Genomic DNA, 12823 nt, shown 5'->3' with positions numbered 1-12823 from the left:
TGCCGATGAAAAAGCTATGGTTGATTTTCGCACAAACCGCCACGATCGGCCTCGCGGTCTGGTTCGTGCTCACGCTGGTCGCGCCGCAATGGCTGCCGCGACCGGTTGCCGACGTCGTGACGGTGCGCCAGGCGCCGGCCGATGCGTCGGCGCCGGTCGTCACGCCCGACAGCTATCACGACGCCGCGCGGCGGGCGATGCCGGCGGTGGTGAACATCTACACGGCCAAGGACGTGAAGACGCGCAGCCACCCTTTGCTGAACGATCCGTTCTTCAAGCGTTTCTTCGATGACCGCTTCGGCGGTGACGACACGCAAAGGACGTCCAGCCTTGGCTCTGGCGTGATCGTCTCCGATCGCGGTTATATCGTCACCAACAACCACGTGGTCGAATCGGCCGACGAAATCGAGGTGGCGCTCGCCGACGGGCGGACCGCCGAAGCGAAGATCATCGGCAGCGATCCGGACACCGACATCGCGGTGATCAAGATCGACCTCGGCAAACTGCCGACGCTGACGTTTGCCGACGTCAATGCCATGCAGGTTGGCGACGTGGTGCTGGCGATCGGCAATCCCTTCGGGGTCGGTCAGACGGTGACGATGGGCATCGTCTCGGCGCTGGGGCGCTCGCAGCTCGGCATCAATACCTTCGAGAACTTCATCCAGACCGATGCGGCGATCAACCCCGGTAACTCGGGTGGCGCACTGGTCGACACCCACGGCAGCCTCGTCGGCATCAATACGGCGATCTATTCGCGCAGCGGCGGGTCACTCGGCATCGGTTTCGCGATTCCGGCGACGACGGTCCGGCAAGTGATGGATGCGATCATCAAGGACGGCGGCGTGACGCGCGGCTGGCTTGGCATCGAGGCGCAGGACGTGACGCCGGAGCTGGCGGCATCGTTCAAATTGCCCGAAGCACGTGGTGCGCTGATCGCCGGCATCGTCCGCGCCGGCCCGGCCGATGCGGCCGGCATGCGTCCCGGCGACATTCTGCTTGGCATCAACGGTCATCCGGTGAAGGACTCGTCGGATATGCTCAACCAGATTGCCGGCCTCAAGCCGGAGTCCGAGGTGCCGATGGAGGTGTTCCGCGCCGGCAAGGGCCAGAAGGTCAACGTCAAAATCGGCAAGCGGCCACGATTGAGCGGTCGATAGATCGACGCTGCGCCGATTCAGCAACAACGCCCCGCGATGCGGGGCGTTGTCGTTACGGCGGCCAAGAGGGACCCACGCTGACTTCCTGGCGCATGAATCAGCTGTCACGGGGCCCAAGTGTCCTTCAGCGGCCGAACGCCTCGCCGCGATGCGTTGTGGGGCGGCAACGATAAGGGATATCCGGAGGTGACGCTGCCAGCAGGATGCCGTGCGCCGCGCTAATTGCCCTGCAGCAGGATCATTTCCGCTGCGGCCAGGTTCTCCGGCTCGCCGAGCAACACCAGCACGTCGTTTTCCTGCAGCACCAAGTCGTTTTGCACCATCGTCGTCGGCATGGCCTTGCGCCGGACGCTCTTGACCTCGATGTGCAGGCCGGCGAGATCGATGTCGCCGAGGCGGCGGCCGATGGCACTGGCGTCGTTGGTGAGATGGATCGTGTGCAGACGCGGCTGACTGGCGTTGTCTTCCAGATCCTCGGTCGTGCCACGGAAGAAGCCGCGGAACATCTGGTAGCGGTCTTCGCGGACGTGACGGATGCGCTTGAGCACGGTGTTGAGCGGGATGCCGAGCAGCATCAGCGTGTGCGAGGCCAGCATCAGGCTGCCCTCGAGGATTTCGGCGACGACCTCGGCCGCACCGGCGTTCTTCAGCTTGTCGACGTCGGTTTCGTCGTAGGTCCGGACAATGACCGGCAGCTCGGGGCGGATCTGGTGGGCGAGTTCGAGGATCTTCATCGCCGAGTGCGTGTCGGCATAGCTGACCACCAGCGCGCGCGCGCGCATCAGGCCGGCGGCCATCAGCACCTCGCGCTTGGCGGCATCGCCGTACACGACCGATTCACCGGCGGCACCGGCCTCGCGGACCTTTTCCGGATCGAGGTCGAGGGCGAAGAAGGGGATTTTTTCCTCGGTGAGGATCCGCGCCAGACTCTGGCCGCTGCGGCCATAGCCGCAGACGATCACATGGCCCTGACTTTGCATCGTCCGCACGGCAATCTGGTGCAGATTGGCGGCCATATTCATCCATTCGGATGCCGCCAGTCGCAGCACCAGTTTGTCCGAGTGCTGGACGATGAACGGTGTCGCCAGCATCGACAGCACGATGGCCGCCGTTGTTGCCTGCAGCAGCGGTTCGGGCAGTAGCTTGCCGCTGCCGGCCAGCGTCAGCAGCACGAAGGCGAATTCGCCACCCTGGCCGAGCGCGAAGCCCGTGCGCAGCGAAACGCCGGGGCTGGCGCCGAACCAGCGCGCGATGCCGGCGATCATGGCAATTTTCAGCGGCAGCAGGATCACCAGAATGATCAGCACCAGCCACCAGCGGTCGGCGAGCTGGCCGAAATTCAGCGTCATGCCGACGGTGACGAAGAACAGCCCGAGCAACAGGTCGCGGAATGGCCGGATGTCGTCCTCGACCTGATAGCGGTATTCGGTTTCGGCGATCAGCATGCCGGCCAGAAAGGCGCCGAGCGCCAGCGACAGGCCCGACAGTTCGGTCAGCCAGGCGATGCCGAGCGTCACCAGCAGCAGATTGAGCATGAACAGCTCGCTCGAGTGCTGCTTGGCGACGAGGTTGAACCACGGCCGCATCAGTTTCTGGCCGAGATTGAGCAGCAGGAACAGCACGACGACGATCTTCAGCGCCGCGAGCGCGAGCGCGTTGAGCATCGCCTCGCCCGGGTGGCTCAGCACCGGCAGCATGATCAGCAGCGGCACGACCGCCAGATCCTGGAACAGCAGGATGCCGATCGCGTTCTGGCCGTGTGCGGCATTGAGTTCGTTGCGCTCGGACAGCAGCTTGGACACCATTGCCGTCGACGACATCGCCAGCGCGCCGCCCAGCGCCAGTCCGGCGGCCCAGCTCAGCTGCACAGCGAGCATCAGGCCGATGACCAGCAGCACCATGCCGCCGACCTGCGCCGCACCAAGGCCGAACACGATGCGCCGCATCGCCTTGAGCTTGGCGAGATTGAATTCGAGCCCCAGCGTGAACATCAGGAACACCACGCCGTATTCGGCCAGATGGGTCGCTTCCTCGCTGCTGGCAATCAGGCCGAGCGCGTACGGGCCGATCAGCATGCCGACGAACAGGTAGCCGAGCATGGCCGGCAGCTTGACCAGTCGGCACAGCACGACGGTGATCACCGCGGCGGCGAGCAGCAGCAACAGGGAGGAAAGATGGACGGGCATGGCTGCGGCCGGAAGGTTTCGTGGAGGGGCTGGCAAAAATTATACCTGCCGCTGTGGCCTACTTGCTGGCGGCCTTTGGCACGGCTCTTTTATACTGACGCCCATGAGTGAAATCACGCAATCGAGATTGCTGGCGCAGGCCCGCCAAGTGCTGACGATCGAGGCCGACGCCATTACCGCGATGGCCGACCGGCTCGATCATCGCTTCGATATGGCCTGTGCGCTGTTGCTGGGCTGTACCGGCCGTGTTGTCGTCACCGGCATGGGCAAGTCGGGCCATATCGCCCGCAAGATCGCCGCGACGCTGGCGAGCACCGGTACGACGGCCATGTTCGTCCACCCGGCCGAAGCGCTGCATGGCGATCTCGGCATGATCACCGCCGACGATGTCGTGCTGGCGCTGTCGTACTCGGGCGAAAGCGACGAGGTGCTGGCGATCCTGCCGAGTCTGAAGCGGCTCGGCGTCAAGGTGATCGCGCTGGCAGGCCGGGCGGATTCGACGCTGGCCCGCGCGGCCGAGGTCTGGCTCGATGCCAGCGTGGCCCAGGAGGCGTGCCCGCTAAATCTGGCGCCGACGGCGAGCACGACCGCCGCGCTGGCGCTCGGTGATGCGCTGGCGGTGGCCCTGCTCGACGCGCGCGGCTTCAAGGCTGAGGACTTTGCGCTGTCGCACCCGGGCGGCAGCCTGGGCCGGCGCCTGCTGGTGCATGTGCGTGACGTGATGCATGCTGGCGATGCCTTGCCGGTGGTGCGGGACGACGTGTTGCTGCGTGATGCGCTGCTTGAGATCAGCCGCAAGGGCATGGGCATGACCGCCGTGGTCGATGCCGCCGGCGCGCTGGTCGGCGTGTTTACCGACGGCGATCTGCGACGCGCGCTCGACGACGGCCGCGACGTGCTGGCGACGCCGGTGGTACAGGTGATGACGCCTGCGCCGCTGACGATCGATGCCGACCATCTGGCCGCCGAGGCGGTGCAGGTCATGGAACAACGCCGCATCAACGGCCTGCTGGTGCTCGACGCCGGTCGGTTGGTCGGTGCGCTGAATATGCACGACCTGCTGCGCGCCCGGGTCGTCTGAGCGAAGACAAAGGAAACCGATATGCAGGAAAAAGCCCGTGCCGTGCGACTGATGATTTTCGACGTCGACGGTGTGATGACCGATGGCGGTCTGTATTACAACGACGCCGGCGAGGAAATGAAAGCCTTCAATTCGCTCGACGGCCACGGTCTGCGCATGCTGCAGCAGACCGGCGTGAAGCTGGCGATCATCACCGGTCGCAAGTCGAAGCTGCTCGAACACCGCACCAGCAATCTGGGGATCGATTTCGTCTACCAGGGCGCACACGACAAGCTGGCGACCTTTGCCGAGCTGCTCGACGCCGCTGGCGTGACGGCCGATGAGTGTGGCTATATGGGCGACGACGTAATCGATTTGCCGGTGATGCGCCGCGCCGCGTTTGCCGTGGCGGTGCCGGATTCGCCCGAAATCGTCCTGCAAAATGCCCACTACGTGACCGGCCGCGCCGGCGGCCGCGGGGCGGTGCGCGAAGTGTGCGATCTGATCATGCAGGCGCAGGGTACGTACGATGGGCTGATGGCCCACTATCTGCGCTGATCATGGGCGGACTGTCGACCAAACTCCTGCCCATCGTGTTGCTGGCGACGCTCGGCGCGCTGGTGCTGATCCTCAACGAAGTGGCCCGGGTGCCCGGCACCAGCCGGCCCGACCGGCCGAACGAGCCCGACCTGATTGCGCAGAACACGACGGCCTACCGTTTCGACGTGAACGGCAAGCTGCTGTCGCGGCTTTACGCCGACCGGGTCCGGCACTATCCGGCCGGCGATACCAACTGGCTCGATCAGCCACGCATCCACTACACCAAGCCCGATACGCCCGAGCTGACCGTGGTCGGCAAACGCGCGCGGACCGAACAAAATGGTACCCTCGTCTGGTTTCCCGACGACGCCAAGCTGACCCGGGCGCCGAGCGCGGACAAGCCGCAGCTCGATGTCGTCAGCTCCGACGTCTGGGTCAAGCCGAACGAAAACTTCGTCTGGTCCAAGACGCCGGTCAACGGCAAGATGGGCGCATACACCGTGTCCGGGGTCGGCTTCAACGCCGATCTGGACAAGGAAAATCTGGAACTCCTCTCCAAAGTGAGCACGACCTATGTCCCGCCGCCGCCACGCCGCTGAATTGACGGCGCTGATCCTGCTGACCGCGCCGCTGGCGCACGCAGAGACCGCCGACCGCGAAAAACCGATGAATATCGAGGCGGATCACGCCAATTTCGACCAGAAGAACAATGTCGGCGTCTACACCGGCAATGTCATCGTCGTGCAGGGCACGATGACGCTGAAGGCCGACAAGGTCACCGTGCGTCAGGACGCCGACGGCAACCAGTTCTCGCAGGGGGACGGCAAGCCGGTCAAGTTCCGCCAGCGCATGGATACCGGCGAATGGGTCGATGCCAACTCGCTGCATTACGATTACGATGGCAAGACCGGCATCCTCAAGCTGATCAACAAGGCGTGGGTCCGCCGCGATACCGGCGACGAGGTCATCGGCGACCTGATCGTCTATGACATGGCAACGTCGACCTATCAGGCGCAAACCGATGGCAAGCCGGGCAGCCGCGTCAATATCACGCTGATGCCGAAGAAGAAGGACGCAAGCAGCACCGCGGCGAAACCCGCCAAGGCCGCGGCGAGCAAACCCGTCGCCAGCAAGCCTGTCGCCGCCAGCGCGCCCAAGACCGGCGGTTCGTGGAGCAAGGACGCGAAATGACCGATGCCAAGGCCGTGCTCAGCGCCAATGGCCTGATGAAACGCTACAAGAAGCGCACCGTCGTCAAGGATGTGTCGATCGACGTCGCGGCCGGCGAAGTCGTCGGCCTGCTTGGGCCCAACGGCGCCGGCAAGACGACGAGTTTCTACATGATCGTCGGCCTCGTCGCCAAGGATGGCGGCGAGATCCGCCTCGACGGCATCGACATCGGCCATCTGCCGATGCACGAGCGTGCGCGCATGGGCGTGGGCTACCTGCCGCAAGAGGCATCGATCTTCCGCAAAATGACGGTCGAGCAGAATATTCTCGCGGTCCTCGAGCTGCACGTCGCCGACAAGGTCGAGCGCACCCGCCAACTCGATGCGTTGCTTAACGACCTGCATATCTCGCACCTGCGCGAAAACAACGCGATGAGCCTGTCGGGCGGCGAACGCCGCCGCGCCGAGATCGCTCGCGCCCTGGCGGCCAGTCCGCGCTTCATCCTGCTCGACGAACCGTTCGCCGGCGTCGACCCGATCGCGGTGATGGACATCCAGCGCATCATCCGCTTCCTCAAGGAGCGCGGCATCGGCGTGCTGATTACCGACCACAATGTCCGCGAGACGCTGGGGATCTGTGATCGCGCCTACATCATTTCCGAAGGCGCGGTGATGGCGTCGGGATTGCCGAGTGCCATCGTCACCAACGAGCAGGTGCGCCGGGTCTATCTCGGCGAACACTTCCGGATGTAGCGGCATGAAGCAATCGCTGCAACTTCGCCTCTCCCAGCAGCTCAATCTGACGCCGCAGCTGCAGCAATCGATCAAGCTGCTGCAGCTGTCGACGCTCGATTTCCAGCAGGAAGTCGAGCGATTCCTGGCCGAAAATCCGTTGCTTGAGCGCGGTGAGGATCAACATTCTTCGTCCGACGGGGAAGGGAGTGCCGAAGCGCCGGCCGAGGCCAGCAGCAGCGACGATGCACCAGCAAGCGAATCGGCGTTCGACAACGACGATTGGGGCTGGGAAGGCAGTGGTGGCGGCGCGCGCAGCGGCGGTGACGACGATGACGATTTCGACCCGGCCAGCAATATCGCCCGTGAGCTGACCTTGCGCGAGCACCTGCTGGCGCAAGCCGGCTTGTTGCCGATTCCGTTGCGCGATCGGGCCGCGCTGACGTGGCTGATCGATGCGCTCGACGACGACGGTTTCCTGACCCAGCCGCTCGAAGAAATTCTTGCGCTGCTGCCTGCGGAACTTGCCGGCGGGTTCGAGTTCGAACTCGATGACCTGACGATCGCGCTGGCGCGGCTCAAGCAGCTCGAACCGCTCGGCGTCGGTGCCCGGGACATGGCCGAATCGCTGGCTTTGCAACTGGCGGCATTGGCGGTATCTGACGTGCGTCAACTGGCGCTGGGTATCGTGCGGGACAGTCTCGATTTGCTCGCGGCACGGGACTACACTAGGTTAAAACGCCGCCTGAAATGCGATGAAGCGGCCCTGAAGGCCGCACAGGCCTTGATCGTCAGCCTGAATCCGCGACCAGGCGCACAGTGGAGCGACGAATCGTCGCATTATGTGGTGGCCGACGTATTGGTCAGCAAGTACAAGGGGCAGTGGCGAGTGCGCTTGAACGACGCGGCCAGACCCAAGCTCAGGGTCAACCGGATGTACGCCGATATCCTGCAACGCAGCGATGGCGGAGTGCTGGCGCGCGAGCTGCAGGAAGCCAAATGGCTGGTCAAGAGCGTGCAGCAGCGTTTCGATACCATCCTGCGGGTTGGACAGGCCATCGTCGACAAGCAGCGCGCCTTCTTCGAGCACGGTGAAATCGCGATGCGGCCCCTGGTGCTGCGCGACATCGCCTCCGAGCTCGACCTGCACGAATCCACCGTCTCCCGTGTCACGACGCAGAAGTACATGCTGACGCCGCGTGGTATCTTCGAATTCAAGTATTTTTTTGGCAGTCATGTCGAAACCGAAGCCGGCGGCGAAGCCTCGGCGACGGCGATCAAGGCGCAGATTCGTCAACTGCTCCAGCAGGAAGACAAGCAAAAACCATTGTCGGACAGTGCCATCGCGGAAGCGCTGGCAGGGCAAGGGGTCGTGGTTGCGCGACGAACCGTTGCCAAATACAGGGAGGCGATGCAAATCCCTCCCGTCAATCTGCGCAAATGCCTGTAACGGCGATTCCCTGAAGGAGAATGTCTATGAACCTCAATATCAGCGGCCATCACCTCGAAGTGACCCCGGCAATCCGTGATTACATCACTAGCAAGCTTGACCGGGTGGCGCGTCATTTTGACGCGGTGATCGAAGTCGGCGTCGTCCTCTCGGTCGAACGCCTGCAGCAGAAAATTGAGGCAACCGTGCACGTGCCGGGCAAGGATATCCACGTCGAGGCGATCGACGAAGACATGTACGCTGCGATTGACGCGCTGGCCGACAAGCTCGACCGGCAGATCGTCAAGCACAAGGAAAAGCGCAACGGCCACGATGGCGAGAGCATCCGCCGTCAAGTTGTTGCCGAAGAGTAAGTGTCCTTTTCCTGCCAACGGGAATCCGTTCTGCGGATTCCCGTTTTTGTTTACGGGGCGGGAGGCGATACAATGGCCCGCTTCGACGTTCCTCCTGCTCATGGATTCTCGCAATGAGCCTGATTTCCAAGATTCTGCCGACGCAAAATGTCTTTCTCGACATGGACGTCGGCAGCAAAAAACGCGTGTTCGAACAAGTCGGTATCCTGTTCGAGAACAGCCACGGCATCGCCCGTAGCGTGATCTTCGACAGCCTGTTCGCACGTGAAAAACTCGGCTCGACCGGCCTAGGCCAGGGCGTGGCGATTCCGCACGGTCGGATCAAGGGGCTGAAGGAAGCCACCGGCGCCTTCGTGCGCCTGAAGGCACCGATTCCCTACGATGCGCCCGACGGCAAGCCGGTATCGCTGATTTTCGTCCTGCTGGTGCCGGCCAATGCGACCGATCTGCATCTGCAGATACTGTCCGAGCTGGCGCAGCTGTTCTCGGACAAGGCCGTCCGCGAGCAACTGGCGACGTTCGGCGAGCCGGGCGAGGCCTACAAGCTGATTTCCACTTGGGAGCCGTACGCGGGCTTCTGAAAGTTGGTCCACGATCTTGCTGCGTAGCGCTGATCGGACTCATGGGCCGCTCGAAATCCTCATGTGTGTTGGGTGCATTCCGTTTGCTGTGCCGCGCACCCTGCTGAAGACTGCTCGCGGTAGATCGTAAACAGGTTCTAAGCACCGCCGCCCTCGTGTAAGCTCAAAGAGCAGGCGCGTCGCGTCTGCCCCGTTCCTGACCTCAGCCCACGAGCGACCATGCCGCAGATCACCACCAGGCAACTCTTCATCGACAACGCCGAGAAGCTGCGGCTGACGTGGGTCGCCGGGCAATCGGGTGCCAACAATCTGCTGACCAACGATTCGGCCGAGCAGAAGCCGATCCTTGCGCTGGTCGGCCACCTGAACTTCATCCACCCGAACCGGATCCAGGTCCTCGGCATCGCCGAGACCAAGTATTTCCTCGACCTGTCGCCCGAGGCGCAGCGCGAGTCGGTCGAGCGGCTGTTTGCCAGCGAAATGGCGGCGATGATCGTCGCCAACGGCCAGCCTGTTCCCGATGCGCTGCGCGAGGGGGCCGAACGTCACCACGTGCCCTTGCTGACCAGTCCCGAGCAGTCGCCCTATCTGATGGACGTGCTGCGCTACTATCTGGCGAAAGCGCTGGCGGTTTCGACGCATCTGCACGGCGTGTTTCTCGACGTGCTCGAAGTCGGCGTGCTGCTGACCGGCGAATCGTCGATGGGTAAATCGGAGCTGGCGCTCGAACTGATTTCGCGCGGCCACGGCCTCGTTGCCGACGACGTCGTCGAGGTCTACCGGACCAATCCCGAAACGCTCGAAGGCCGTTGCCCGCCGATGCTGCGCGATTTCCTCGAAGTGCGCGGGATCGGCGTGCTGAACATTCGGACGATTTTCGGCGAGACCGCGGTGCGGCCGAAGAAGACGTTGAAGCTGATCATTCATCTCGCCAAGGCCGGTGGCGACACGCTGGCGCCGATCGACCGCTTGCAGATGCAGGCGGCGACGCAGGAAATTCTTGGCGTACCGACGCGCAAGCTGGTGATTCCGGTCGCCGCCGGTCGCAACTTGGCGGTGCTGGTCGAGGCGGCGGTGCGCAATTACATCCTGCAGCTGCGCGGCATCGATTCGACCCGCGAGTTCATCGAGCGTCACCAGCGTTTCATGGAAATGGGCGAATAACCCCAAAGGAGCATTGACCATGACTTGGAATCGTCAGCAGGTCGTGCTGCTGTCCGGCTTGTCCGGCGCGGGCAAGAGCGTCGCGATCAAGGCGCTCGAAGACCTGGGGTACTTTTGCATCGATAACCTGCCGGCACCGTTGCTGCCGCAGACGGTGGCGATGCTCGACGAAGACGGCTATCCGCGCGTCGCGATTGCCATCGATGCGCGCAGCGCGCTCAACCTCGCCAGTTTTCCGCATCATTACGAGGCACTGGTCGAGCTGGGGCTCGACGTGCACCTGCTGTATCTCGAATCGAACAACGAGATGCTGGTCAAACGCTTCTCCGAGACCCGCCGCAGCCACCCGCTTGCCAATGGCGAGCGGACGGTCAGCGAGGCGATCGAGCTCGAACGCGAGGTGCTGGCCTATTTTGCCGCGCTGTCGCACCGGATCGATACCAGCGGCCTGTCGGCCAACCAGCTGCGTGCCTGGGTACGCGAGTTTGTCGCGCTCGACCGTGGCAAGCTGACGCTGGTGATCGAGTCGTTCGGCTTCAAGCATGGCTTGCCGCTCGATGCCGACTTCGTTTTCGACGTCCGCTGTCTGGCCAATCCGCACTACGACCCGGTGTTGCGGCCCCTGACCGGCAAGGACCAGCCGGTGATCGATTTTCTCGAGCGCCAGCCGCAGGTCGGCCGCTATCTGACTCATGTACTCGGCTTTCTCGAGCGCTGGCTGCCCGAGTTCGACCGGGACAATCGCAGCTACGTGACGGTGGCCATCGGCTGCACCGGTGGCCAGCACCGTTCGGTCTATCTGGCCGAGCAGCTGAACAAGCACTTTTCCAAGCAACGGCAGGTACTGATACGGCACCGCGAGCAACACGCCTGATCCGCTCGCTGCGCGTCGGTGATTGGCTGATGCTGGGATTCGGCATGGCACTGGTGATCGCGAGCGCCTTTTGGGGCTGGCACGGTGGCGGTGCGACCCGGGTAAGGATTTATCAGGGCGGCGAGATCTACGCCGAGGTCGATCTGGCGGCGACGCGCACGCTGAAGGTCCCCGGCCCCTTGGGCGAGACGGTAATCGAAATTGCCGCCGGCAAGGCCAGGATCGCTGCCGACCCCAGCCCGCGGCAGTACTGCGTGCGTGAAGGCTGGCTGACGCAGGCCGGTGAAGCGGCCATCTGCCTGCCGAACCGGACCAGTTTCGAATTGCTCGGTGATGGGGGGCGTGGCTTTGACAGCCTCAGTTACTGAACTGCGGCCGACGCGCGACGACGTCTACGTTGCGCGGCTGGCCGCAGTGGCGATTGCGCTGGCGGTGATCGAAGCGGGCATTCCGTCGCCGATTCCCGGCATCAAGCCTGGGCTCGCCAATATCGTCACGCTGTACGCATTGGTCCGTCACGGCTGGCGTGTCGCAGCATGGGTGTCGTTGTTGCGTATTTTTGGCGGCGCGATCCTGCTCGGCGGCTTTTTGTCGCCGGGCTTTGCGCTCAGCCTGGCCGGCGGCATCGCCAGCCTTGCGGTGCTTGCGCCGGCCCAATACCTGCCGAAACGTTTTTTTGGCGTGGTCAGCCTGTCGCTGCTGGCCGCGTTTGCCCACATCGCCGGCCAGCTCGGGCTGGCACGGTGGTGGCTGATCCCGCACGATGGCCTGAAGCATCTGGTGCCGCTGTTTGCAGCAGCGGCGTGGGGCTTCGGCATCGTCAACGGCTTGATCGCCGCCCAATTGCTTGAGGAAGCTGCACCATCATGAAAACGATCACGCTCGCCTTTACCGGTGCGTCCGGCCTGCCGTACGGCTTGCGGACGCTCGAATGTCTGCTCGCGGCAGGCTGCACCGTCCATGTGCTGTATACGCAGGCCGCGCAGATCGTCGCCAAGCAGGAGCTCGGCCAGACCTGGCCGGGCCGGGCCGACGATCTCGCCAAGCAGTTCCGCAGCCAGTATGGCGTCGGCGAAGACAGGCTCAAGGTTTGGGGCCAGCAGGAATGGTTTGCGCCGATGGCGTCGGGCTCGAACCCGGGCGATGCCATGGTCGTCGTGCCGTGCACGATGGGCGCGCTGGCGGCGATGGCCGGCGGCGCCAGCGACAACCTGCTCGAGCGCGCCGCCGACGTGATGATCAAGGAACGCAAGACGCTGATCGTCGTGCCGCGGGAGGCACCGTTCTCGGTGATTCATCTCGAGAACATGCTCAGGCTCGCCCGGCTCGGCGTGGTGATCCTGCCGCCGAACCCGGGCTTTTATCACCACCCGGAGTCGATCGACGATCTGGTCGACTTCGTTGTTGCGCGCATTCTCGATCAGCTGGGCGTGCCGCATCAGCTGATGACGCGCTGGGGTGACTAGCCAAGCGATCGCCTTAGGCGGCAGCGCGGAGTGAAGGCTGCTTAGGGCGGTACTCGCAATTCCCGCAAGAGGGCTTTGCCCTCATGGCACC

At 63.8% G+C, this 12823-nt stretch carries 15 protein-coding genes; 14 read left to right on the top strand and 1 reads right to left on the bottom strand.

Annotated features, from left to right (window positions below; all coding sequences use genetic code 11):
• Window positions 1-5: 5 nt before the first annotated feature.
• The gene (locus tag R0382_RS03680; RefSeq protein WP_432722416.1) at window positions 6-1157 is read left to right on the top strand and encodes a Do family serine endopeptidase; all 1152 of its coding nucleotides are present in this window, start codon (window positions 6-8) and stop codon (window positions 1155-1157) included.
• Between the two features lie 218 nt (window positions 1158-1375).
• Here the strand turns inward: R0382_RS03680 and R0382_RS03675 are convergent, their stop codons facing one another.
• Window positions 1376-3343 (bottom strand): monovalent cation:proton antiporter-2 (CPA2) family protein, encoded by a 1968-nt coding sequence (locus tag R0382_RS03675; RefSeq protein WP_432722414.1) that lies wholly within the window; start codon window positions 3341-3343, stop codon window positions 1376-1378.
• Window positions 3344-3446: 103 nt separating this feature from the next.
• On the opposite strand from R0382_RS03675, the gene R0382_RS03670 reads away from it, so the two are divergent.
• The 13 genes from R0382_RS03670 to R0382_RS03610 all read left to right on the top strand — a co-directional run bounded on the left by R0382_RS03670 (window position 3447) and on the right by R0382_RS03610 (window position 12732).
• Window positions 3447-4424 (top strand): KpsF/GutQ family sugar-phosphate isomerase, encoded by a 978-nt coding sequence (locus tag R0382_RS03670; protein WP_432722412.1) that lies wholly within the window; start codon window positions 3447-3449, stop codon window positions 4422-4424.
• Between the two features lie 21 nt (window positions 4425-4445).
• On the top strand, window positions 4446-4961 hold the full coding sequence (kdsC, locus tag R0382_RS03665) for a 3-deoxy-manno-octulosonate-8-phosphatase KdsC (RefSeq protein WP_432722410.1): 516 nt from the start codon (window positions 4446-4448) through the stop codon (window positions 4959-4961).
• A 2-nt stretch (window positions 4962-4963) separates the two neighbouring features.
• Window positions 4964-5542, top strand: a complete 579-nt coding sequence (gene lptC / locus R0382_RS03660) for an LPS export ABC transporter periplasmic protein LptC (protein WP_432722407.1) — start codon at window positions 4964-4966, stop codon at window positions 5540-5542.
• Entirely contained in the window at window positions 5517-6134 is a 618-nt protein-coding gene (gene lptA / locus R0382_RS03655) for a lipopolysaccharide transport periplasmic protein LptA (RefSeq protein WP_432722405.1), read from the top strand. Before lptC ends, lptA begins: the two co-directional genes overlap by 26 nt.
• Entirely contained in the window at window positions 6131-6865 is a 735-nt protein-coding gene (gene lptB / locus R0382_RS03650; RefSeq protein ID WP_432722404.1) for an LPS export ABC transporter ATP-binding protein, read from the top strand. The genes lptA and lptB overlap by 4 nt, the downstream gene beginning before the upstream one ends.
• Before the next feature lie 4 nt (window positions 6866-6869).
• Window positions 6870-8294 carry an RNA polymerase factor sigma-54 gene (locus tag R0382_RS03645; RefSeq protein ID WP_432722402.1) on the top strand — a complete coding sequence of 475 codons (1425 nt, stop codon included), beginning with the start codon at window positions 6870-6872 and terminating at the stop codon, window positions 8292-8294.
• A gap of 26 nt (window positions 8295-8320) precedes the next feature.
• Window positions 8321-8647 (top strand): ribosome hibernation-promoting factor, HPF/YfiA family, encoded by a 327-nt coding sequence (gene hpf, locus R0382_RS03640; protein ID WP_432722400.1) that lies wholly within the window; start codon window positions 8321-8323, stop codon window positions 8645-8647.
• A 113-nt stretch (window positions 8648-8760) separates the two neighbouring features.
• On the top strand, window positions 8761-9228 hold the full coding sequence (gene ptsN / locus R0382_RS03635; protein ID WP_203537974.1) for a PTS IIA-like nitrogen regulatory protein PtsN: 468 nt from the start codon (window positions 8761-8763) through the stop codon (window positions 9226-9228).
• Window positions 9229-9447: 219 nt separating this feature from the next.
• The gene (hprK, locus tag R0382_RS03630; protein ID WP_189459801.1) at window positions 9448-10392 is read left to right on the top strand and encodes an HPr(Ser) kinase/phosphatase; all 945 of its coding nucleotides are present in this window, start codon (window positions 9448-9450) and stop codon (window positions 10390-10392) included.
• 19 nt (window positions 10393-10411) lie between these two features.
• Complete coding sequence (gene rapZ / locus R0382_RS03625) at window positions 10412-11266, top strand: RNase adapter RapZ (RefSeq protein WP_432722399.1); 855 nt, start codon at window positions 10412-10414, stop codon at window positions 11264-11266.
• Between the two features lie 44 nt (window positions 11267-11310).
• Window positions 11311-11634, top strand: a complete 324-nt coding sequence (locus tag R0382_RS03620; protein ID WP_432722397.1) for a NusG domain II-containing protein — start codon at window positions 11311-11313, stop codon at window positions 11632-11634.
• Window positions 11600-12136: a Gx transporter family protein gene (locus tag R0382_RS03615; protein ID WP_432722395.1), complete on the top strand. Its 537-nt coding sequence runs from the start codon at window positions 11600-11602 to the stop codon at window positions 12134-12136. The genes R0382_RS03620 and R0382_RS03615 overlap by 35 nt, the downstream gene beginning before the upstream one ends.
• Window positions 12133-12732, top strand: a complete 600-nt coding sequence (locus tag R0382_RS03610) for a flavin prenyltransferase UbiX (protein ID WP_432722393.1) — start codon at window positions 12133-12135, stop codon at window positions 12730-12732. Before R0382_RS03615 ends, R0382_RS03610 begins: the two co-directional genes overlap by 4 nt.
• Window positions 12733-12823 lie beyond the last annotated feature (91 nt).

It is taken from the genome of Jeongeupia wiesaeckerbachi, from assembly GCF_050916355.1.
In the GTDB taxonomy this organism is placed as follows: domain Bacteria; phylum Pseudomonadota; class Gammaproteobacteria; order Burkholderiales; family Chitinibacteraceae; genus Jeongeupia; species Jeongeupia wiesaeckerbachi.
The sequence above is the reverse complement of the archived record's forward strand: the minus strand, read 5'-3'. Positions and strand labels throughout refer to the sequence as shown.